Here is a 21,252-nt window from a genome sequence, read left to right as displayed (position 1 = left end):
TTCATCGTTATCAGATTGTTATACGTGGTTCACCAGAATAACGCAATAATCGACATAGGGAGCCAACTGCCCTACTATTCGAGCCATCACGAGTAAAGATATAGCAAATATTATGATAACCTTCTCTGGCATCCAACTGCTGCGTGGCGGAAAACCTCTGCTTGAACAGGCCTCAGCTACTATTCAACCGGGCGATAAAGTTGGCCTAGTCGGGAAAAACGGCTGTGGTAAGTCGACCTTATTCGCCCTAATTAAAGATCAACTCTCTATTGATGCTGGCCATTTTGCTAAGCCCGCTCATTGGGAACTGGCTTGGGTCGCGCAAGAAACCCCGGCAATAGAGCGTAGCGCGATTGAATACGTCATAGATGGTGATCGTGAGTACCGCGGCCTCGAAGTGGATCTTGCCAAGGCAGAACAGCAAGACAACGGCACTTTAGTCGCTGAAATTCATGGCAAAATAGAAACCATTGGCGGCTATAGCATTCGTGCCCGTGCGGCAGAACTGCTTGATGGTTTAGGTTTCAGTCAACAGCAAATGAGCTGGCGCTTAACTCAGTTCTCTGGGGGGTGGCGTATGCGCCTCAACCTAGCTCAGGCTCTACTGTGTCGCTCCGACTTATTGCTGCTCGACGAACCTACCAACCACTTGGATTTAGACGCGGTAATGTGGCTTGAACGTTGGCTACAGAACTACCCGGGCACGCTTATCTTGATCTCGCATGACCGTGATTTCCTTGACCCGGTCGTCAACCGTATCATCCATGTTGAAAACCAGCTCCTCAATGAGTACACCGGCAACTATTCGTCTTTTGAAGATCAACGCGCCCAGAAACTGATGCTCCAACAAGCAACGTTTCAGAAGCAGCAAAAGCAAATGGCACACATGCAAAGCTACATTGACCGCTTTCGCTACAAAGCATCCAAAGCACGTCAGGCGCAAAGTCGCATTAAAGCGCTCGAACGGATGGAAAAAGTGCTACCTGCGCAATTTGATAATCCATTTAGCTTTGAGTTTCGCAAGCCCGATGCGTTGCCAAACCCGATCATTATGATGGATGAAGTCAGCGCTGGTTACGATGATACCCTGATCTTAGAAAAGATCCGTCTTAACTTGGTGCCCGGCAGTCGCATTGGTCTACTTGGTCGCAATGGCGCTGGCAAATCAACCTTAATCAAAATGCTCTCACGCGATCTCAAACCTCAAGGTGGCGATCTCACTTATTCGCAAGGGGTTAAGATTGGTTACTTTGCTCAGCATCAACTGGAGACACTGCATCCAGAAGAGACGCCGTTGCAACATATGATGCAAATCGCCCCCGATAAGAATGAGCTAGAATTACGCAACTATCTAGGCAGTTTTGGGTTCCAAGGTGAAAAAGCACTTGAGAAAGTCGCACCATTCTCAGGCGGCGAAAAAGCGCGCTTGGTTCTGGCACTGATCGTGTGGCAAAAACCGAACCTATTGCTGCTCGATGAGCCAACCAACCACCTTGATCTCGACATGCGTCAAGCGCTGACTTTCGCTCTGCAAACCTTTGAAGGGGCAATGGTTATCGTCTCGCACGATCGCTATTTACTGCGAGCCACTAGCGACGACCTCTACCTAGTCCATGACCGTCAAGTCGCGCCCTTTGATGGTGACCTTAACGACTACTATAAATGGCTAACTGAGCAGCAAAAGCAAGAACGTCGCGACGCCCAAGCCGAACTACCTGAAAAAGACTCAACCAATAGCGCGGCGGCGAAAAAAGAGCAAAAACGCCGTGAAGCTGAGTTTCGCAAACAAACCGCTCCAATTCGCAAGAACCTGACAATACTGGAAGCGAAAATGGATAAGTTAGGGGCAACATTGGCCGAGGCTGAAACTCAGCTCTCTGACAACTCACTTTATCAAGCCGAAAATAAAGCTAAACTTAATCAAGTACTGGCGAGTCAAGCCAACAGTAAAAGTGCGCTTGAAGAAGTCGAGATGGAATGGATGGCAATCCAAGAGCAACTAGAACAGATGGAACTGGAGTTCGATAATCGATGAGTTCAGAGCACGTTAAAATTTCTCTAACACTAGAAAGGCTATGGCAATTCAGCTTGCAATACTACAGTGTGCGAGAAGTAAAATCAGCGTGCTTAACGTTACAAAATCAGTACAAAGGTAACGTCAACCTGCTGCTACTGCTAAAATGGCTTGATGAGCAGCAGGTGAGTTTTTCAGAGCAAGATTGGCACCATATTGAAGAGTGTCTTGGTCGCAGTGAAGCGTTATTGCTCAACTATCGTGAACTGAGGCGAAAGCTTAAATTCCACCTTCCTGATACTCTCTATCGCGAATCTCTTCAATTTGAGTTGCAACTCGAAAAGCAGCAGCAATCTGATCTGGTCGATTGCGTTAACAGTATCACACTACAGGTGAATCACAGTGAACCGTTAACCCTGCGCTACTGTCGTCAACTTGGCGGAGAACCGCTCTACTCGGTGTTCGCTCAACCTGTCAATAAACGAGCTAACCCCTAGAGAAACCACATGACTCAATTTGTTGCTGCTAAAGGATTAGCCAATCCGCACCTGCAAACACTCGCCCCGCGCTTTATTCGTAAAAAGGCGTTGTTTGAGCCCGTGTGGCAAACCTTAGATACTCCAGATGGGGACTTCCTTGATATCGCTTGGAGCGAACCGATGGCGTCACAAGTAACCCAACACAAACCTCTGTTTGTGTTGTTTCACGGTTTGGAAGGTAGTTTCTACAGTCCGTACGCTAACGGATTGATGAACGCCTTTGCCCAACAGGGTTGGCGTGCGGTCATGATGCACTTTCGCGGCTGCAGTGGTAAACCCAATAAGCTTGCACGCGCCTACCACTCGGGCGAGATAGAAGACGCGCGTTTGTTCCTCGAATACCTTGATGAGCTTTTCCCGCACCAGACTAAAATAGCTGTGGGCATCTCTTTGGGCGGCAATATGTTAGCCAACTACCTGGCTCAATATCGAGATGAACCACTGCTTGATGCGGCAACCATCATCTCAGCGCCATTAGATTTATCCTCTTGTTCCAAACGTATCGAGCAAGGTTTTTCTAAGCTGTACAAAAACTATTTACTCACTTCGCTGAAAAACAGCGCACTACAAAAATATCAGCTGTTAAAAGGCGAGCTTGCTCTTAGTTATCAACATATTAAGCAAGTCGCTACACTGTATGAATTTGATGATCAGATCACCGCACCACTGCACGGGTTTAAAGATGCCCAAGATTACTACCAGCAGTGTTCAGGTATTCATCGCCTCAAACAGATTCAGCTGCCAACACAGATTATTCATGCCAAAGACGATCCGTTTATGACCGAGGCGGTCATTCCTAAATACGTGCTGCCAAAAAACATCGACTACCGGCTTTTTGACCAAGGCGGTCATGTCGGATTTGTCAGTGGCAGCGTACTCAAACCGCGCTTTTGGCTTGAAGAGGCTCTGCCCGCCTACTATCAAAGTCTGGCAGTTTCAGCATAATCGCAACGTATTTCATTTCCGAGTATTCCGAGCATAAAGTAACGAGGTATTTATGATCGTTCCATGGCAACAAATCGATCCACAAACGCTAGACAATCTTATCCGTGAGTTCATCTTACGCGAAGGCACGGATTACGGCGATATGGAAATTTCTCTGCAAGACAAAATCGAGCAAATCAAAACCCAGCTTGAATCCGGCGAGGCCGTTGTGGTTTATTCAGAGCTGCATGAAACGGTTGATATTCAACTCAGACGCCAGCTTTAGCTTTTTAAAGCACATCATACAGTGACGCTAAGTTAAAGCATGGTATAGTAGTGGGTGTATACAGGATGGTTATTTACAGACAAGGTTTGTCATGTCAGCAAAACACCCAATTATTGCCGTAACTGGTTCCTCCGGAGCTGGAACGACAACAACATCAGAAGCGTTCCGTAAAATGTTCAACATGATGAGCATTAAACCCGCTTGGATTGAAGGGGATAGCTTCCACCGTTTTACTCGTCCAGAGATGGACGTCGAAATACGCAAAGCACGTGAACAAGGCCGCCACATCAGCTACTTTGGCCCACAAGCGAATGATTTTGGTGCCATCGCCGAGTTCTTTCGTAAGTATGGCCAAGAAGGGATAGGCCAGATGCGTCGTTACCTGCATACCTTCGATGAAGCGGTGCCTTATAATCAAATGCCCGGCACCTTTACCCCTTGGCAAGATCTTCCGGAAAACTCAGACGTTCTCTTTTATGAAGGTTTACACGGTGGCGTAGTCGATGGTGAAGTCAACGTCGCGCAACATGTCGATTTCCTAATTGGAATGGTGCCGATCGTCAACTTAGAGTGGATTCAAAAGTTTGTTCGTGATACTCGCGATCGCGGTCACTCCCGAGAAGCAGTCATGGATTCGATTGTTCGCTCAATGGACGACTATCTGAACTACATTACTCCGCAGTTCTCACGCACTCACATTAACTTTCAACGTGTCCCTACGGTCGACACCTCCAACCCGCTCAACGCCAAAGGCATTCCAAGTTTAGATGAGAGTTTTGTCGTCATTCGATTACGTGGTATCAAGAATGTCGACTTTCCTTATTTACTCGCCATGATCGATGGCTCCTTTATGTCACGCCATAACACACTGGTTGTGCCAGGCGGTAAAATGAGTTTCGCCATGGAGCTAATTGTCAGGCCATTGCTACAACAATTAATTGAAACTGGGAAAATTGGCTAGAGCTCACAGCTAAAACACGATTACTTTTCATACCGTGATCATGTGCACATTTTTGTATAGTAAAACCTTATCCGGACCCGATTAAAATCAAGAAATCGTTTTCGAAAAAGGATACTATTTGTTACCGAAACACAAGTTGGCTTGCAGCATTTATAAAGTGCTCTTATCCTAGCAAGTCTTAATCTAAGGCTTAGCTACAACATGGAAAGCAGCAAGCATACCCTGCAGAGGAAGTGAGATATTATGGTTCTAGGTAAACCTCAAACCGATCCAACATTAGAATGGTTTCTTTCACATTGTCATATTCATAAGTACCCATCAAAAAGCACGCTGATCCATGCGGGCGAAAAAGCAGAAACCTTGTATTACATCGTAAAAGGTTCTGTGGCGGTACTTATCAAGGATGAAGAAGGTAAAGAAATGATTCTTTCTTACCTCAACCAAGGCGACTTTATTGGCGAACTTGGCTTGTTCGAAGAAGATCAAGAACGTACCGCATGGGTTCGAGCAAAATCTCCTTGTGAAGTCGCGGAGATTTCATTCAAGAAATTCCGTCAACTAATCCAAGTTAACCCAGACATCTTAATGCGTCTTTCAGCGCAAATGGCAAGTCGTCTACAAGTGACAAGCCAAAAAGTCGGTGACCTTGCGTTCCTAGACGTTACTGGGCGTATCGCACAAACGCTACTTAACCTTGCAAAACAACCTGATGCGATGACTCACCCTGACGGTATGCAAATCAAAATCACTCGTCAGGAAATCGGCCAAATTGTTGGCTGTTCTCGTGAGACTGTAGGCCGTATCTTGAAGATGCTTGAAGAGCAAAACTTAATTTCTGCCCACGGCAAAACTATCGTTGTGTACGGTACGCGATAAATGTCAGTGACTAGTGTTTAGTACCTAGAGTAAAAAACACGACGGAATATGATTTTAAGCCACCCAACGCAAGTTGGGTGGCTTTTTGGTTTTTGAGCTGATGTCATGCCAGAAGTAAGGAACGAGCTATCTGGAATCTATACAGCGTGCAGCAAATCAATAGATTCTGAATCACGCTCATGCCTCACTGTTCAGAATGACATTTTCAATGACTGCTCACCAACGATAGAATTCCTACCCGTTAGTGCTCTCAAAAATCTTATCTGCAGAAGCGGCGACAAATCCTGGATACAATTCACCGTTGCTCATTGGGTAACGCTTAGCGAACTCATAGAAACCACCAGGAATGATTTCACTACCTTCAGTAAACTGGACAGCAACTTTGTCAGCCATAGTAGAAGACTGCTCGAGTAATACGTCAGGAGAACCTTTCACTTCGCCACCAGACTCATTGATGGTAAAGCCCGATTGACGAAGATGCTCATTGACCTCTCTCACTTCATCAAATGCCTTCAATTGATTAACGTTAACCGTAAAATGATTGGCACCATATCCATGCGCGGCCAGCCATGAGGCATACTCACTCTCAGTCGCAAGCGTTTGATAATCGGCAAAACTTAAATCCCATAAACGCCCACCATACAAGAACTCATGACCTTTTAGCTTACTGTGATCCAATTGCTCAACCAGTTTAGCCACGATCGTTTGCAGCGACTCAGAACACTCTTCTACTTTCAGCTCACTGATAAAGACCTTAGGCTGTTTTGGGTCGGGGTGTTCAAAGTGTTTAGCCACCAGTTTTTTACTTTCAAACAGGTAGTCACCACACGGCGTATAACCGATATCCAAAAATGGCTGCGCTAGCGTTGCAATGCCCAAAGGCGCAACATTAAACGTTCGCAGCGCAATATGATCGTTGATCAATGCTTCGTCTTCTTGCAGCAATTGATGCACTTTTTCAGCAGAGGGACACAAGCGTTGAATATAGTCATTCCATAACGATTGGAATAAAACATCTGGCGTCATAACGCCTCCTTGTTGGGGTTGTTTACGTTGTGAGTATCAATAAAAAAAGGCTATCGGACCGACATGTCCAGCGAGTCAATCCGATAGCCTTGAGCCTGTGACGTGGTAGGCCCCGATATCGGGGCAACAAGGGAATCCCTTATTATTAATATTATTATGGCGTTACAGTTCAACACCTGGGCTCAACGTCGCGGGAAGCACGGTCGCCTCCCCTTCCATTGAAGCCATAGGGTAAGCGCAGTAATCCGCGGCGTAAAAAGCACTAGGGCGCAAATTACCTGACGCACCCGGACCGCCAAATGGCGCGTCACCGCTTGCTCCCGTAAGTTGACGATTACGGTTAACAATCCCGGCACGAATATGATCGACAAAATAATCCCACTCGCTATCTTGGGTTGAGACTAAGCCTGCAGATAGACCAAAGCGGGTATCGTTGGCAAGCTCGACCGCTTGTTCAAGCGTCTGATAACGCACCAGTTGCAGAAGTGGACCAAAGTACTCTTCATCTGGTAGTTGCTCAATCGCCGTCGCATCAATGATACCAGGAGACACAAACGCCGCTTCGCCCGCTTTCGCTTCCACTAAGCTTACGCCACCAAGCTGTTGTAAATTCGCTTGGGCATTGAGAATAAAATCTGCGGCCGCTTTAGAAATTTGTGGGCCCATAAAAGGGGCAGGTTCAGCGAATGGTTGATCAACACGAATTTTCTGCGTTGCTTCGACCAACTTGCTAATCAGGATATCGCCTTTTTCACCAACCGGAACATACAGTCGACGAGCACAGGTACAACGTTGACCAGCACTGATGAAGGCTGACTGGATAATGGTGTAAACCGTCGCATCCACCTCACCATAATGTTCAGAGATCACCATCGGGTTATTGCCGCCCATCTCTAGTGCCAGCATCTTATCCGGTTGACCAGCAAATTGGCGATGTAGGATATGACCCGTATTAGCACTGCCGGTAAACAGCACGCCATCGATACCTTTGGCGTCAGCAAGCGCAATACCGGTCTCTTTAGCACCTTGAACTAGGTTGATAACCCCTTTAGGCAGACCGGCTTGCTCCCAAAGCTTCATGGCAAACTCACCGGTTAACGGCGTTTGCTCTGAAGGCTTAAATACCACGGTATTACCCGCGAGCAGCGCTGGGACAATGTGACCATTAGGTAAGTGGCCTGGAAAGTTATACGGACCAAATACCGCCATCACCCCCAGTGGGCGATGGCGCAGTACAATTTGATTGCCCGCCGCTTCACGCTGTGACTCACCAGTACGCTCGTGGTAAGCACGGATCGAAATCGCAATTTTTCCGGCCATTGCTGCCGCTTCAGTGCGCGTTTCCCAAATCGGTTTACCGGTTTCTTTGGCAATGATTTCAGCGATATGTTCGCTGTTGTTTTTTACTTGTTGTGCAAAGGCCAGTACCACGGCTTCACGTTCTGCGAAGCTGAGTTTTTTCCAACTCAAAAACGCTGTGCGCGCAGCACTGACTGCGGCATCAACTTGAGCCGGAGTGGCGCTGTCGCCTTGCCAAACCACCTCATTGTTGTATGGGCTTAGTGAATCGATTGGCTCGCCTTGTCCTGCGACCCATTCTCCTGCAATCCAATGTGTCATTACTCTATCCTTTGTTTACTGAGGCAACATACGCACGAAATCACCATCACTGACGTGCAGCGCTTTAGCTACCGCTGGTGAGATAATCACAGAGTCAGACTCTTTGTCATACGCGGCTTTGGCTGCGGTGGCGCGGAAATTTTCAAATGAAGTGTTTGAGATCAGGCAGTCTTGTGAACTACTGTGCTCAGCCACGGTGACTTTAGCGCGGATCGAATGACGCACCGACTCGATATGACGCACGTCACACTCAACCGTTGGGCCGCCATCGAAGATGTCGACGTAGTTACGACAGGTGAAGCCTTCTTTTTCTAACAGTCTCAGTGCCGGCTTGGTATTGTCATGTACTTGACCAATCACCGCTTGCGCTTCTTTACTCAGTAAGTTGATGTAAATCGGTAATTTTGGCATCAAATCAGCAATAAAGCCTTTCTTACCTATGCCGGTCAAATAGTCGGCCATGGTGAAATCAATCGAGAAGAAGTGCTCTTGCAGCCACTGCCAAAATGGTGAGTTCCCGTCTTCATCAGAAACACCACGCATCTCGGCAAACACCGTTTTCGAGAAGCGATGCGGGTGCTCTGCCATCATCAGGAAGCGACATTTCGACATCAAACGACCATTTAACCCCTGACGAAATGAAGGGCGTAAAAACAAGGTGCAGATTTCACTGCAACCTGTGTAGTTATTACCAAAAGTCAGTAGCTTGACCGTGTTATTGACACCCAATTTAGTTGACGAGTGCACGATGGTACTAATGTGGTACGAATAGAAAGGGACGTCCCAGCCTATTGACGCTTCAATGCCAGTACAGCCGGCCACCTCATCAGTTTCGCTGTCATAACCAACCATAAGGTAACCTTCGTCCCCGGGTTGACTTACGTTCGGCTTGGCGAAACTGTATTCTGAATGAGTAATACGATTGGTTAACAGTTCTTGGTTAACCGGTAGAGATGTAAATCCGTGACCAGATTCAACGGCACATGTGTGCAGCGCGTCGTAATCCGACATTGTGATAGGGCGAACAACCAGCATCGATACTTCCCTCCAGATGCAGGATACCAATGCGACCGTTCATCTATTCGTTGTTGCTGCGCAATGACCTGAACACATGAACGGTAGCACTGGTATAGGGGAGGCTTATTAAGTTATAAGCCTCCGATATTGTTATTAATTATTTAACTAGCGTTGCTAGCGCTTTATCTAGACGAGCTAATCCTTGTTGGATTTCTTCCTTGGTGATCACCAGTGATGGTGTGAAACGCACCACGTTTGCACCGGCAACCAGTACCATCAAACCTTGTTTGCCCGCCGCGACTAATACATCACGGGCACGGCCTTGCCATTGTTCGTTGAGCGCAGCGCCTAATAGCAGGCCTTTACCACGGATTTCGGCAAACATGTTGTATTTGTCATTAAGCTTAGCCAGACCTTCGCGGAACAGTGCTTCACGTTCAGCAACGCCCGCAAGCGTTTCAGGTTGACTCACGACATCAACCACCGCTTCTGCAACTGCACAGGCCAGTGGGTTACCGCCATAAGTTGAGCCGTGAGTGCCGACTTTCATGTGTTGCGCGAGCTCAGTAGTCGTTAGCATCGCACCGATTGGAATACCACCACCGAGTGATTTTGCGGTACTTAGAATATCTGGTGTGACACCCAAACCTTGGTAAGCGTAGAAGTTACCTGTACGGCCATTACCGGTCTGCACTTCATCAAAAATAAGCAGTGCATTGTGTTTGTCACACAGCTCACGTACGGTTTGAACAAACTCATCGGTTGGAGAAATAATACCGCCTTCGCCTTGCAGCGGCTCCATCATAATGGCGCAAGTACGATCCGAAATATGCTCACGCAATGCATCTATATCGTTGTAAGGCAAGTGAGTGACATCGCCAGGTTTAGGACCAAAGCCATCTGAATACGCCGCTTGCCCACCGACCGTGACGGTAAAGAATGTGCGACCGTGGAAGCCTTGTGTGAAGGCGATGATCTCTGACTTTTCTGGTTCAAATTTATCGGCCGCGTAACGACGAGCAAGCTTAAGTGCGGCTTCGTTCGCTTCAGCGCCTGAGTTAGCGAAAAAGACTTTTTCAGCAAAGCTCACTTCGGTGAGCTTTTTCGCCAAGCGAAGGGCGGGCTCATTGGTCATGACGTTGCTAAGGTGCCAAAGTTTTTGGCCTTGCTCAGTTAAAGCGTTAACCATCGCAGGATGACAATGACCCAAGCAGCTCACGGCGATACCACCAGCAAAATCGATATATTCATTGCCTTGCTGGTCCCAAACGCGAGCACCCTCGCCTTTTACTGGGATCATTTCCATTGGGTTATAACAAGGCACCATCACCTCATCAAACAAACCGCGTTCTACATTCATTTCTACAGTCATTGCACATTCCCTCTCGATACCGCATGCATAGCGAATATGGTGTCCTTACTTCGATTCAATGAAATAAGATATTGTTTTGCTTGTTAGCAATTACGGCATTGTATTTACATTTAATTAACCATTTCAATAGTGATTTATTCTTTTTGACAATCGCAATGAAGCCGAATAACCACCACCATTGAGTATTTATGCATCATGCTATCGCTTTTATGAAGCAATATATTCTTATAACAAAGATAAGCTTAGGTTAATCATAGTCTCAATAAGGGCTTGAGCGCAGGCGTCACAAACTCTGCGCATACTTTTTCACAAAATATCCGCCCGCTGAATTATGAAAGAAATGTTAAGAAAAGTGATCTTGCTCAGGCTTTGTCGCCCGCCGAAAACTTACAAATGCTGTTTTAAAGCACGCTTCGAGCGATAAAGTTGGCAAGGATTTGGTGGCCCTGCTCTGTTTTAATCGACTCTGGGTGAAACTGTACCGCATCAATGGGTAAGGTTTTATGTTGATAACCCATAATTTCATCCATCGAGCCATCGGCCAGTTCCGTCCAAGCCGTCAGTTCGAAGCAATCGGGTAACGTGCCATTTTTTACCACCAGTGAGTGGTAACGGGTGACCGTCAGCGGATTATTCAGACCAGCAAAGACACTGCGATTGTTATGACGAATCGGTGAGGTTTTACCATGCATCACTTGGCGTGCGCGCACCACTTGACCACCAAACACTTGCGCAATCGCCTGATGGCCTAAGCAGACGCCAAGAATCGGCAATTGACCGGAAAAATGTTCAATCGCGGAGAGTGAAATGCCCGCTTCGTTAGGCGTACACGGCCCAGGAGAAATCACTAAGTGACTGGGATTAAGTTGGCTGATGCCGGCAATATCAATCTCATCGTTGCGCACCACTTTCACCTCTGCGCCTAACTCACAGAAGTACTGATAAAGGTTGTAAGTAAACGAATCGTAGTTATCGATGATTAACAGCATGACATCACAACAGGTGTTGATAAATTTCCATATAGGGACGGTATTGTGCCGCCTTTTTAACTAAACGCAAGCCTGATCAACTGATCATACGCAACAGCGATAAGCTGATCGATGAAAACACCAACCAAAAACTTAGTTAGCGTTGACTAGCGCATATTAGCGAGTCATTTAACACCGCTAACGCCATCGGGATTGACAGACAAACGAGCCTAAAACCTTTAGAGCCGAATAAGACAAGAGCGACATCATCAACTAAAAACACCAGTAACACAAATAGTACGGGTTATCATTTGCATTTGCATTAACGGGAGGGACCTCGTATTATCGCGCTCATTTTTTTATATAAATACAAAATAATGCAACGAAAAATATTCACAACACTAATACCAATATGCCTATTGACGGGATGTAATTATGAGCCAAAAGAGCAATCGCATACGCATTTCTATTCGAAGAATAAAGTCGAAAATATTATCTTAAGCCAGTCAAACATTACGATTCTGACTGTTGATAAACTAGCGATTGATGCCCCAGGCATTACCCAAAACAACAAGACATCGATCGGTCATATTTCTAGTAACTTTGGTCATGCCGCCATTGATCTGTCCAGCGGTCAAATCATTTTCAATCCTTACAATCAAAAAAGACAAGATAAATACACAGACATCCTTTCCTCACCAAACTTTCAAGCGATACATCACAACTATCAATTTAAAATCAACTATCAAGTTGAACAACAACACTATCAACTAACGGGCAGCGCCCTCCCATTATTCAGGAACTCAACCGGACAAATCCAATCGCGGTTTACCAAGTTAGATTATCAAGGAACGAGACTGTCTAGAGATGAGCAAATAATGATCAGGAAAAAAAGCGATTGGTCCTGTGTGGATGACGCCAGTACGGGTCTCACTTGGCAGGTACCTCAAGCAAATGGCGACTTCGCTTTTGATACCACCTACTACTGGGGGGATCGGGAAATAAATCATCGTGACTTTGCTCAAGCAAGCTGTCACTTAAATACTACCTGCAATACTGATCATTTGATTAAAGCTGCCAATCAACAACAACTATGCCGCCACTCAGACTGGCGCTTACCAACACGTGCCGAGTGGCTAAGTATACTCGAAGTTAAGCTGGTCGACAGTGAGTCCTACCTATCGCCTATTGACTCTTTCTATTTTCCCTATCTGGATGCCAATTATGATCAAGCTTATTGGACATCATCTTTTGTTAAGTATCCAAATGGTTACGATAGTCCTGCTGTCGAAGGGGACTGGCAAGGTTCGAATGCGACGGTAGGTGATGCAAAAGTTATGTGGATGAGTGATGATTTTGCTTTAGAGAACATGCCCCCTCGTTCGACTAATGAGCCACATGTATCATTGTTAGTTAGAGGAAAAATGATCACCGATGAAAACAATGACACGATTGAGTCAATTACGGTAGCCCTTCCACCGGAATCGAGACAGGATCATCATGAAGATAACAACTGGCAAAAGCGCTTCATTAAACGCGGTACATTAGGCCAACCACTGCAAAACCAGGACGCCCTTGATTGGCAGTGCACTGAAGATACCTTCTATGCCGACACGCTCCCCAACACACAAATACTGTGGCAACGAATTAGCCCATCAGGTCCTTTATTTAGTTACCATCAAGCTCAAGCGTACATTGATGAGATCAATCAGAACACGCTCTGTGGTCGTAAGGATTGGCGTTTACCAACAGAAACAGAGCTAAAGTCCATTTTAGTTGAAAGTCCTTCACCTTCTATCGATTGGCCTTCATTACGTGCAGGCTATGTCAACACAATATTCAATGACACCGTCGTTGAATATGACAGTTTTTACTGGACCCAGACTGCCGATGGATACTCTCCTGAAAATAAAAAGATAGCGGTTGCTTTTCAAGACGCTTGGTCAGAAAGCAGTAGCGCTGAACATGAACATTTATATCGCATCCGTTTAATTTCAACTTCTCGCGGCCAATGATGAAAAATATATCAAAATTAAAAAAGACGATGGTAATCTTCGTTCCTACTTTGCTTATTGCATGCCATGACTGGGATTCATCGCTCAGACAACAAGGTCAACCAAAACAACAAAACACCATCACTAACACCATAGACAGGACACCGAAAGCGAGAATTCTAGGTAATGATGAGTTCACTTTCACCTATCCGCTGCTTGATCACCAAACGATACGTATGGTTGAACAACCGAAACAGGGAAGGTTAACAATCAAAGGGCGCTCCATCCATTATATACCAGCAGAGAATCATATCGGCACAGATCAGTTTCGCCTCGAAATTATCCATGACTCTGAACATATAATGATAGCATGGCAGATCAGAGTGGACGGCGATGAACCAAGGTTCACTGAACTGCCAACGACTCACCAAGACTGGCAATGTGTTAATGATAAAACCACACACCTTGGGGTAACTTGGGCAATACCAAAAGAACCACAACAACAAACATTTGGTTGGAAAAACTGGAATGCTGAACTACCCAAACTTGAAGCCCAATGTTTTTTAGAACAAGGACCATGTAATACCGAGAATCTCGTGGATTACGCAAACCGACATCAGTGGTGTGGTCAGTCCGATTGGCGATTACCTTATGCTTATGAACTAAAAAACCTAACCAGTAAGCAAGATTTCGCCTTGGATCGCAATCAGGCAGCTATTGATCCCTATTTTTTCCCGTCCGTTGGCTTTGAATACTATTGGCTAACTACAGATGAAAGCGATCTTCAGCAAGATAATCTTGCTCATAGATACAGTTTTGGGCGGACAAATATGCAAGTATCAAATCAAAATAAACGTCGCCCCGCATCGACTATTTTGGTTAGTGGTGCCGTCCGAGATCAAAGCCTACCAAGTGAACAAGTAAACCCACAACCAGAGAGTTCAAGTTTTATTCGCTTGAATCAGCAAGGTTTACCATTAACGATAGAAAATCAACAACACGATTTTACTGATACTCCTTGGGTCTGTTTAGATGATACTCGAAGTTTGGTAAGAGATAATCTCTATTTACGCGATGGCCAATTTTCTTACGTGTACTGGTTAACTCCGCAACCATCACAAATAACCGATACAGAAAATCAATATCGTTTAAATACTAAAGATACACATGTTAGTGGCAGTCATCATACATTAGATGGTGTACTGCAATTTATTAATCATTCAAAGCAGTGTGGTAGGCAGGACTGGCGGGTCCCAACCCTAGAAGAACTGGCGAGCTTACTTCATCAAAGTATTGATGGTGGCGATTATACGTTGTTATATCAAACATCCTTTAACACCCCAAAACACGGCTTATATTGGGTCAAAACGGAGCAAGGTTATGGCACCTTAACCTTACCAAATCCGAAACAACTTATCGTCAATGATCCAGAACCCAATACCGAGGCAAAAGCGTTATTTATTGCGACGGAATTTGAACCACGAGCGAGTGAGGATCCACGTTCAATTAATAACCATGGCCAGCCGAATATGGCACGTCTTCGTCACGCCTATGCTTCATCTACGGATGAATGGCCAGTCCCATTTGTTGATGATAACATCAATTACCAAGAGTTAGGGTTAATGCCACAGCCATCGTTTCCTCATAACAACCCTTACCAAAAAGAAAAAGTGCTGTTAGGAAAAGATTTATTCTTCGACTCTTTTCTCTCAAAAGCAAAGGATGTTTCTTGTGCGAGTTGCCATGCCCCCCAAAAAGGTTGGACGGATCATCTTGAAGTATCGATAGGACATGATCGACAACGCGGCAAACGGAATGCACCAAGTATTGTAAATAGTGCCTTTTTACCTCAACTATTTTGGGATGGCCGCGCAACGACTTTAGAGCAGCAAGCATTAATGCCGATTCAAGACCCCGTCGAAATGGCCGAAAGCTTAGATAACCTGGTGAATAGACTAAACGAACATCCCACCTATCCAGCACGCTTTAAAACCGTTTTCCATCAATCACCGATCACGGCACAACAGCTGGCAATGGCATTGGCGACTTTCCAACGAACCATTGTGAGTCAGAAAAATCGCCTTGATCAATTTATTGAACAAGCTCGTCATGGGGATACTCAAGCACTCAACGATCAAGAATTATGGGGACTCGATATTTATCGTCGTAATGGACGCTGTGTCAATTGTCATATGGGTCCTGAGCTGACAGATCATGGATTTGAAAATGTCGGTTTAACCTACTATAAAGGCTTTTATCAAGACTTAGGTCAATATAATGTCGATGGTCACAGTCAAAACGTAGGCAAATTTAAAACACCGTCGCTGCGCGATACAATGAATACTGGCCCATGGTTCCATAATGGCTTAGTACCGACGATGGAAGGCGTTATTTCCATGTATTCAGAAGGAATGGCAAGCAACGCACCATTCGGTTGGGATAAATATGATCCGAACTATCCGAAACTCTCAGAAAAAATTCGTCCGCTAAACTTAACCTTCCAAGAAAGAGAGGCATTAAAAGCATTTATGCATGTCATTACCGCACCAAGCCCAAGTCAACCGGCCACAAAAGCCGAGCTTGGGCAATGAAGAATGTATATCGCTGAGTCAAACTACGGGGTCATATATGGTCCCGTTAATCTCGTTGAATTAATAGAAAAAAATACCATTATTCATGCGTTAAAACATCATCAGGGGCATTTGCAACAAACCGCTAAAGCATTGGGCGTTGGCCGGACAACCTTATGGCGTAAGATCCGCAAATACGACATTGATGAAACCGCGATTGTTGAATCTTCTTAGCTAACGAACAGAAATGCCTGACATCAATCGTCTTCCATCAATATAAACTGGCACCAAATATGCTTAATAAAAATAACTCAGCACTCACTTGTCATCATGCTGAATACAACGTTTAGAGGAAAGCATTATGGGCCATCTCTATAAAATTGAATCTTACAGCGAAGAAGCGGTGCGAACACTTGCTCAATTCATTCAAGCCAAAGGGGGCAAATGCTGCATCGCAGGGTTTGCGGTGATCACCAATCACCCTTTTAAAGAAAGAGACGCAGGGCGCTTACTGCCATTGATTGGCAAAGTCACCGATAATCTCACCGAATGGGATAAAACTCAGTTCGAAGTGCTGAGTAATCAGATCGCTTGTTAACGAATTCATTGTCACTAGACCAGCCACATATAGCTGATGTGCGTTAACCAACACAGAGTGGTTAACGCACATCAGCTATATAGTTCAAGCACAAGCCACTACTCCTTAATCAACCAGGCGATATGCAACAGCTTCATTTTGCAATGCAGATTGCACTATCGCCTCTCAAACTTCTCTCTTACAATTACTTTACTGCTTTATTTCTCTTCTGAGCGATGATTTCGATAACCTACAACAACTCTGGGCGTGGCTCAGAATTGGCTATAATAACCAGTGTATTATTAATGAGCGTGGATAAAACTACGGGGGCAGGTCTTGCGTTTTGACACAATGCAGTTGCCCCGTGAATCACGCGATGTCACGTGATATAGCGTATTAACCAATTCGCCCCTTAATCACCGGCTCATTTTCTCTCCCTGAAAACACCACACCAAATACCTAAATTAAACCACCCGCCAACAAACCCAAAGGGCAAAAGGCAAGACCTGACCCCGTTAATTCCTTATACTAAAGTCTATCGCCTTACCCATAGAGTTTGGTCTATTATGACAAGATAACTATTAAAAAACGTTGTCGTTGGCCTTCAATAGTATAGGCTTTTGGAGAGAGCAGAATGAAAGATAATGGACCGGTTACTCAGAGGGAAGTCTTCTTTGATGACAGAGGTGATTTAGTTTCCGTAACCGATACTCAGGGAAAAATTAAGTTTGTTAACGATGACTTTGTGTCCATTAGTGGTTTTTCACGAGAAGAATTGACAGGAAAAGACCATAATATTGTTAGGCATCCAGATATGCCGCCAGCCGCTTTTAAAAGTTTATGGCATACAGTTAAAGCCGGTAACGTTTGGCGAGGCATTGTAAAAAATCGTTGTAAAAATGGTGACCATTACTGGGTCGACGCCTTCGTATCACCGATAATGAAAAATGGGCAGTTAGTAGGCCTCCAGTCAGTTCGCTCAGAGCCAACAAAGCAACAAGTGGCTGATGCTGAAACGTTGTACAAAAAAATGCGTAGCAATACCTCTCTTGATCTTCCTGGTCCAACATTAATTGAGCGGGTTACATACAACCAGATTTTCTCATTCACTCATCTGATTTTAATTTTAGGTGGGTCACTTTTGGCGGGACAATCTTTCCTTTCTGATCAACTAACCAACGCTTTGGTCGCTGTAACTTTAACGGTTGTTGCCGCCCTCAATTGGTCCGTTATTCGCCACCAAATCTTAAAGTCGGTGAAAGAGACTGAAGAGCTGGTCAAAAAGATGTCTCATGGTGATCTTTGTTCTAACATCAATTTGTTGAGACAAGATGAGGTCGGCTGTTTGAAGCAATCAGTCAAAATGCTTCAAGCACGCTATAAAACGATTCTTAGCCAAGTAGTGGGGGCGTCACAAAAAGTCGTCGAAGACTCAGATAATGTGTCGTCAGACAGTTTTTACATGCAGCAGATGATGGCCTCGCAGTCATCTCATACCTCTCAAATCGCCAGTGCTATGACACAAATGGCAGCAACAGTGCAACAAGTGACGGAGAATACGATCCAAACGTCGCATACTGCGCTGGAAACGCAAAAAAATGTCCAAGCTGGCGATGAGCTTATAGATCAGGGGCTAGAGAAGCTGTCCAGCTTCTTGGTTGAGTTAGATGCAACCATTGCTCAGATAGCACAAGTATCTGAACAAAGCCAAAGCATAGGGCAAGTAACGAAGACGATAAGTGAAATTGCAGAACAAACTAACTTACTGGCATTGAACGCCGCAATTGAAGCTGCTCGTGCAGGAGATCAAGGTCGTGGTTTTGCTGTAGTGGCTGATGAGGTTCGTAGCTTGGCGCAGAGAACACAAACCGCGACAGAAGACATTAATTCGATGCTAGAGAGCCTACAAAAAGGCGTTCAAGACTCATCGACAAGAATTTCCGAAAACAACACACTTGCTCAGAATGCCTATGAAGGTGTCTCTAAAGCCAGAGAAACTTTTTCTGAGATTATTCATCAAGTTAGCCATGTCAATGATATGAGTACACAAATTGCCGCGGCATCGGAAGAGCAATCTACAGTAGTGCAAGATATGAATAAGTCGGTAGAAGTCATCAGCGAAAAAAGTGGTCACACTGAAGAAAGCGCCCTTCACCTTCAGAATAAAGCCAAAGCTTTAAGTCAGGAGGCTTTAGAACTAAGGAAGCAACTAGCAGACTTCAAACTTAGCTTTGTTAAGCGCATTGATTTCACTGATATTAAAAACGCCCACTTAGCTTGGAAAACGAAGGTTAGGGAGTACCTGAATGGTGATCATGCAGCACTAGACAAAAAAGTTGCCTGTGACCATCATTTCTGTGCATTGGGCAAATGGTACTACGGAGAGGGAAAAAGCCTTTATGGTTCTGAGGCCACATTTAAAGCTCTAGAGCCACCTCATGCGAAACTACATGGCGTCATTAAGGATGTACTCGAATTGATAGACCAAGGTCAACATGAAGACGCGAATAGAGTGTTTGAGCAAATAGAGCCAATATCGGAGGATGTTGTGCGTAAAATTTCAGATCTTGAGCGGGCGATTAATCAAAAAATATCGCGATGAAACAGCACCGAGTGAAAAACTACGGGTCAAACTACGGGGCCAGGTCTTGCGTTTTGACACAATGCAGTTGCCCCGTGAATCATGTGATATAACGTATTAGCCAATTCGCCCCTTGATCATCGGCTCATTTTCTCTCCCTGAAAACGCCACACTAAATACCTAAATTAAACCTCCCGCCAACAAACCCAAAGGGAAAAAGGCAAGACCTGACGCCGTTAATTTTCTTTACTGTTTGGTGATTCGAAATCAATACGGTTGATCGCCTTTTTCAACGTCAAGCCAGAGCCGATACCAATGACTTGCTCCTGCTGATCTTTGGTATATTCGAAGGATCTTGGAGCCACTTCATCATGGCGTTGTGTTTTCAATATCCTCACTCATCTTTTTCTCCTTGTTCATAATCGATTTCAAATCCGGTGGAAGAGAGGTCAGAAAACGATTTGGCGAGCTCAGCATTGACCTCTCTGCACACTTCCATGATTGACGCCTGTAACTCTTTGCCGATTTGGGCGTCAGTCCCTTGGCTATTGATTAACTTATCCAATTGTTCATCATAATCCGGGGGAAGGTAGCTCTCAAAATGTGAAGGTTTATCAGACATGATGGTTTTCCTTTAACGCATAAACTTTGATAGTAACATCATTAAAAATCCTTGTATTACCGCAACAATTAACTGGACATGAGCGGCAATAATAATGAGAAGAAACATGAGGTTAAAAGGCTGTGTTAACCATTTCTGAAATGCTTTTCCTACAACCGTCGTGGTTTGAAGTGCTGTATCTCTCAGGTGATCGGCGGTTGTCTGAACCAAAAGAGAGGAAGACATTCGCTTCCCTTCTTTTGCCGCATCTGTCTGTTCCTTCATGGAGCTTACAGATCAACAATTTTATTGAGCTGCTTGGTCATCAACAACATACGTTGGTTGCGCGCATTCACCTGGTCTTGCAACGTGGTTTCTACGGCACTATTGATAGAACGCTGAAGGTAGGCACTCGACATCACATCAATGAGCCTACCTTTTTCATCAGAGAGCTCGCGAATGGTCGGGGTATCGTCCGCCTTTGCCATGCTTTATTCCCTCTATCGTAGCGAATTATAAAATCTCGTTACTTGCGCGAGCACCCACTGCTGACATTTGCATGATCGCATTCGCCGTGGCTTGCATTTGTGTCGCGCCAGTATGAGTAAACTCACGAACTTGAAGCTTAGACAGGGCGGATAGATCGCGCAAACCATCAAGGTGAAGGCTTAACGCGGCGGATGTGGCCATCTGATCGCTCACTTTTGCAGACAGGCGATCTCGAAATGTATCACTCATCGTTTTACTCCTTTAAAAGGTGAAGGGGCAGCTGAAATTACAACTGCCCCACACAAAGGTCTATCGCCTTATTTGCCGCCGTCCATAATATAGTTCACGGCTTTAGCACCCGCTGCGGCCATTTGTGTCATAGCGTTAGAGGTCGCTTGCATCTGCGTCGCGCCTGTATTAGTGAACTCACGTATCTGCAGTTTTGACATAGCAGAAAGGTCACGCGGGCCATCTAGGTTCATGTCTTTCAGAGCTTGCGCCGCGCTGTTTGCGACTTGATCAGAGTCTTTTGGATCCAAACGATCGCGGTGCGGTGCTGGGTCAATTTCTTCTAACTTGGTTTCGTCAAACATAGTATTCCCTTATTTCAGATAGTGGTTAGGTACAAGTTCATAGAAAATTTGCTAGAGACACCAATGGAAACGGATAAGCAAAGCTAATTTTCCATCTGAACAATATATTACACCTCTTGATATTGTTCTATCTGAGTTAAAAAGTCATCTAAGTCCTTACGCGTTTCGATCTTCACCTCACGAGAAGATCAGGGTGAGATCGTGAACATTTTTTAATCAAAATAACGATCGATTTGACGATCAC

22 protein-coding genes are annotated in these 21,252 nt (G+C 45.1%); 11 read left to right on the top strand and 11 right to left on the bottom strand.

Annotation, left to right across the window (positions count from 1 at the left end; genetic code table 11):
* Window positions 1–112: 112 nt before the first annotated feature.
* From CDZ87_RS12125 to crp, 6 genes are all read left to right on the top strand, one after another.
* Complete coding sequence (locus CDZ87_RS12125; RefSeq protein WP_100753794.1) at window positions 113–2,035, top strand: ABC transporter ATP-binding protein; 1,923 nt, start codon at window positions 113–115, stop codon at window positions 2,033–2,035.
* Complete coding sequence (locus CDZ87_RS12120) at window positions 2,032–2,511, top strand: TIGR02444 family protein (RefSeq protein WP_100753793.1); 480 nt, start codon at window positions 2,032–2,034, stop codon at window positions 2,509–2,511. Before CDZ87_RS12125 ends, CDZ87_RS12120 begins: the two co-directional genes overlap by 4 nt.
* A 9-nt stretch (window positions 2,512–2,520) precedes the next feature.
* Window positions 2,521–3,498: a hydrolase gene (locus CDZ87_RS12115; protein ID WP_100753792.1), complete on the top strand. Its 978-nt coding sequence runs from the start codon at window positions 2,521–2,523 to the stop codon at window positions 3,496–3,498.
* Between the two features lie 52 nt (window positions 3,499–3,550).
* Window positions 3,551–3,763 carry a YheU family protein gene (locus tag CDZ87_RS12110; protein WP_100753791.1) on the top strand — a complete coding sequence of 71 codons (213 nt, stop codon included), beginning with the start codon at window positions 3,551–3,553 and terminating at the stop codon, window positions 3,761–3,763.
* Window positions 3,764–3,854: 91 nt separating this feature from the next.
* Entirely contained in the window at window positions 3,855–4,724 is an 870-nt protein-coding gene (locus tag CDZ87_RS12105) for a phosphoribulokinase (RefSeq protein WP_100753790.1), read from the top strand.
* Between the two features lie 243 nt (window positions 4,725–4,967).
* A complete protein-coding gene (gene crp / locus CDZ87_RS12100; RefSeq protein ID WP_004410522.1) occupies window positions 4,968–5,600 on the top strand; it encodes a cAMP-activated global transcriptional regulator CRP in 633 nt (210 codons plus the stop codon).
* A 234-nt stretch (window positions 5,601–5,834) separates the two neighbouring features.
* Here crp and CDZ87_RS12095 read toward each other — a convergent pair whose 3' ends face one another.
* From CDZ87_RS12095 to CDZ87_RS12075, 5 genes are all read right to left on the bottom strand, one after another.
* On the bottom strand, window positions 5,835–6,626 hold the full coding sequence (locus CDZ87_RS12095; RefSeq protein ID WP_100753789.1) for a DUF1338 domain-containing protein: 792 nt from the start codon (window positions 6,624–6,626) through the stop codon (window positions 5,835–5,837).
* Window positions 6,627–6,788: 162 nt separating this feature from the next.
* Window positions 6,789–8,246, bottom strand: a complete 1,458-nt coding sequence (gene astD / locus CDZ87_RS12090; protein WP_100753788.1) for a succinylglutamate-semialdehyde dehydrogenase — start codon at window positions 8,244–8,246, stop codon at window positions 6,789–6,791.
* A 15-nt stretch (window positions 8,247–8,261) separates the two neighbouring features.
* Window positions 8,262–9,281 carry an arginine N-succinyltransferase gene (gene astA / locus CDZ87_RS12085; protein ID WP_100753787.1) on the bottom strand — a complete coding sequence of 340 codons (1,020 nt, stop codon included), beginning with the start codon at window positions 9,279–9,281 and terminating at the stop codon, window positions 8,262–8,264.
* Window positions 9,282–9,420: 139 nt separating this feature from the next.
* Complete coding sequence (locus tag CDZ87_RS12080) at window positions 9,421–10,635, bottom strand: aspartate aminotransferase family protein (protein WP_100753786.1); 1,215 nt, start codon at window positions 10,633–10,635, stop codon at window positions 9,421–9,423.
* 401 nt (window positions 10,636–11,036) lie between these two features.
* On the bottom strand, window positions 11,037–11,624 hold the full coding sequence (locus CDZ87_RS12075) for an aminodeoxychorismate/anthranilate synthase component II (protein WP_100753785.1): 588 nt from the start codon (window positions 11,622–11,624) through the stop codon (window positions 11,037–11,039).
* 356 nt (window positions 11,625–11,980) lie between these two features.
* Between CDZ87_RS12075 and CDZ87_RS12070 the strand changes: the two genes are divergently transcribed.
* The 5 genes from CDZ87_RS12070 (at window position 11,981) to CDZ87_RS12050 (ending at window position 19,346) form a co-directional block, all read left to right on the top strand.
* Window positions 11,981–13,618, top strand: a complete 1,638-nt coding sequence (locus tag CDZ87_RS12070) for an Lcl domain-containing protein (RefSeq protein ID WP_245834705.1) — start codon at window positions 11,981–11,983, stop codon at window positions 13,616–13,618.
* A gap of 29 nt (window positions 13,619–13,647) precedes the next feature.
* Entirely contained in the window at window positions 13,648–16,188 is a 2,541-nt protein-coding gene (locus CDZ87_RS12065; protein WP_216639384.1) for a cytochrome c peroxidase, read from the top strand.
* Between the two features lie 3 nt (window positions 16,189–16,191).
* On the top strand, window positions 16,192–16,401 hold the full coding sequence (locus CDZ87_RS12060) for a helix-turn-helix domain-containing protein (RefSeq protein ID WP_100753783.1): 210 nt from the start codon (window positions 16,192–16,194) through the stop codon (window positions 16,399–16,401).
* Window positions 16,402–16,528: 127 nt separating this feature from the next.
* Window positions 16,529–16,765: a hypothetical protein gene (locus tag CDZ87_RS12055; protein WP_100753782.1), complete on the top strand. Its 237-nt coding sequence runs from the start codon at window positions 16,529–16,531 to the stop codon at window positions 16,763–16,765.
* Between the two features lie 613 nt (window positions 16,766–17,378).
* The gene (locus CDZ87_RS12050; protein WP_100753781.1) at window positions 17,379–19,346 is read left to right on the top strand and encodes a methyl-accepting chemotaxis protein; all 1,968 of its coding nucleotides are present in this window, start codon (window positions 17,379–17,381) and stop codon (window positions 19,344–19,346) included.
* Window positions 19,347–19,561: 215 nt separating this feature from the next.
* Here the strand turns inward: CDZ87_RS12050 and CDZ87_RS17355 are convergent, their stop codons facing one another.
* The 6 genes from CDZ87_RS17355 to CDZ87_RS12025 all read right to left on the bottom strand — a co-directional run bounded on the left by CDZ87_RS17355 (window position 19,562) and on the right by CDZ87_RS12025 (window position 21,008).
* Window positions 19,562–19,714: a hypothetical protein gene (locus tag CDZ87_RS17355; protein ID WP_157806470.1), complete on the bottom strand. Its 153-nt coding sequence runs from the start codon at window positions 19,712–19,714 to the stop codon at window positions 19,562–19,564.
* Window positions 19,715–19,719: 5 nt separating this feature from the next.
* Window positions 19,720–19,947, bottom strand: a complete 228-nt coding sequence (locus CDZ87_RS12045) for a hypothetical protein (RefSeq protein WP_100753780.1) — start codon at window positions 19,945–19,947, stop codon at window positions 19,720–19,722.
* Window positions 19,948–19,959: 12 nt separating this feature from the next.
* Complete coding sequence (locus CDZ87_RS12040; protein ID WP_100753779.1) at window positions 19,960–20,211, bottom strand: hypothetical protein; 252 nt, start codon at window positions 20,209–20,211, stop codon at window positions 19,960–19,962.
* A 5-nt stretch (window positions 20,212–20,216) separates the two neighbouring features.
* Complete coding sequence (locus CDZ87_RS12035; RefSeq protein WP_100753778.1) at window positions 20,217–20,414, bottom strand: hypothetical protein; 198 nt, start codon at window positions 20,412–20,414, stop codon at window positions 20,217–20,219.
* Between the two features lie 25 nt (window positions 20,415–20,439).
* A complete protein-coding gene (locus CDZ87_RS12030) occupies window positions 20,440–20,664 on the bottom strand; it encodes a hypothetical protein (protein WP_100753777.1) in 225 nt (74 codons plus the stop codon).
* A gap of 68 nt (window positions 20,665–20,732) precedes the next feature.
* Window positions 20,733–21,008 (bottom strand): hypothetical protein, encoded by a 276-nt coding sequence (locus CDZ87_RS12025; RefSeq protein WP_100753776.1) that lies wholly within the window; start codon window positions 21,006–21,008, stop codon window positions 20,733–20,735.
* Window positions 21,009–21,252: the final 244 nt, after the last annotated feature.

Origin of the sequence: Vibrio salilacus (assembly GCF_002811245.1) — a bacterium.
In the GTDB taxonomy this organism is placed as follows: domain Bacteria; phylum Pseudomonadota; class Gammaproteobacteria; order Enterobacterales; family Vibrionaceae; genus Vibrio; species Vibrio salilacus.
The sequence above is the reverse complement of the archived record's forward strand: the minus strand, read 5'-3'. Positions and strand labels throughout refer to the sequence as shown.

Coding starts and splice junctions, on each gene's coding strand:
- CDZ87_RS12125 (WP_100753794.1), top strand. CDS start 113: ATGATAACCTTCTCTGGCATCCAACTGCTGCGTGGCGGAAAACCTCTG.
- CDZ87_RS12120 (WP_100753793.1), top strand. CDS start 2,032: ATGAGTTCAGAGCACGTTAAAATTTCTCTAACACTAGAAAGGCTATGG.
- CDZ87_RS12115 (WP_100753792.1), top strand. CDS start 2,521: ATGACTCAATTTGTTGCTGCTAAAGGATTAGCCAATCCGCACCTGCAA.
- CDZ87_RS12110 (WP_100753791.1), top strand. CDS start 3,551: ATGATCGTTCCATGGCAACAAATCGATCCACAAACGCTAGACAATCTT.
- CDZ87_RS12105 (WP_100753790.1), top strand. CDS start 3,855: ATGTCAGCAAAACACCCAATTATTGCCGTAACTGGTTCCTCCGGAGCT.
- crp (WP_004410522.1), top strand. CDS start 4,968: ATGGTTCTAGGTAAACCTCAAACCGATCCAACATTAGAATGGTTTCTT.
- CDZ87_RS12095 (WP_100753789.1), bottom strand. CDS start 6,626: ATGACGCCAGATGTTTTATTCCAATCGTTATGGAATGACTATATTCAA.
- astD (WP_100753788.1), bottom strand. CDS start 8,246: ATGACACATTGGATTGCAGGAGAATGGGTCGCAGGACAAGGCGAGCCA.
- astA (WP_100753787.1), bottom strand. CDS start 9,281: ATGCTGGTTGTTCGCCCTATCACAATGTCGGATTACGACGCGCTGCAC.
- CDZ87_RS12080 (WP_100753786.1), bottom strand. CDS start 10,635: ATGACTGTAGAAATGAATGTAGAACGCGGTTTGTTTGATGAGGTGATG.
- CDZ87_RS12075 (WP_100753785.1), bottom strand. CDS start 11,624: ATGCTGTTAATCATCGATAACTACGATTCGTTTACTTACAACCTTTAT.
- CDZ87_RS12070 (WP_245834705.1), top strand. CDS start 11,981: ATGCAACGAAAAATATTCACAACACTAATACCAATATGCCTATTGACG.
- CDZ87_RS12065 (WP_216639384.1), top strand. CDS start 13,648: ATGGTAATCTTCGTTCCTACTTTGCTTATTGCATGCCATGACTGGGAT.
- CDZ87_RS12060 (WP_100753783.1), top strand. CDS start 16,192: ATGTATATCGCTGAGTCAAACTACGGGGTCATATATGGTCCCGTTAAT.
- CDZ87_RS12055 (WP_100753782.1), top strand. CDS start 16,529: ATGGGCCATCTCTATAAAATTGAATCTTACAGCGAAGAAGCGGTGCGA.
- CDZ87_RS12050 (WP_100753781.1), top strand. CDS start 17,379: ATGAAAGATAATGGACCGGTTACTCAGAGGGAAGTCTTCTTTGATGAC.
- CDZ87_RS12045 (WP_100753780.1), bottom strand. CDS start 19,947: ATGTCTGATAAACCTTCACATTTTGAGAGCTACCTTCCCCCGGATTAT.
- CDZ87_RS12040 (WP_100753779.1), bottom strand. CDS start 20,211: ATGAAGGAACAGACAGATGCGGCAAAAGAAGGGAAGCGAATGTCTTCC.
- CDZ87_RS12035 (WP_100753778.1), bottom strand. CDS start 20,414: ATGGCAAAGGCGGACGATACCCCGACCATTCGCGAGCTCTCTGATGAA.
- CDZ87_RS12030 (WP_100753777.1), bottom strand. CDS start 20,664: ATGAGTGATACATTTCGAGATCGCCTGTCTGCAAAAGTGAGCGATCAG.
- CDZ87_RS12025 (WP_100753776.1), bottom strand. CDS start 21,008: ATGTTTGACGAAACCAAGTTAGAAGAAATTGACCCAGCACCGCACCGC.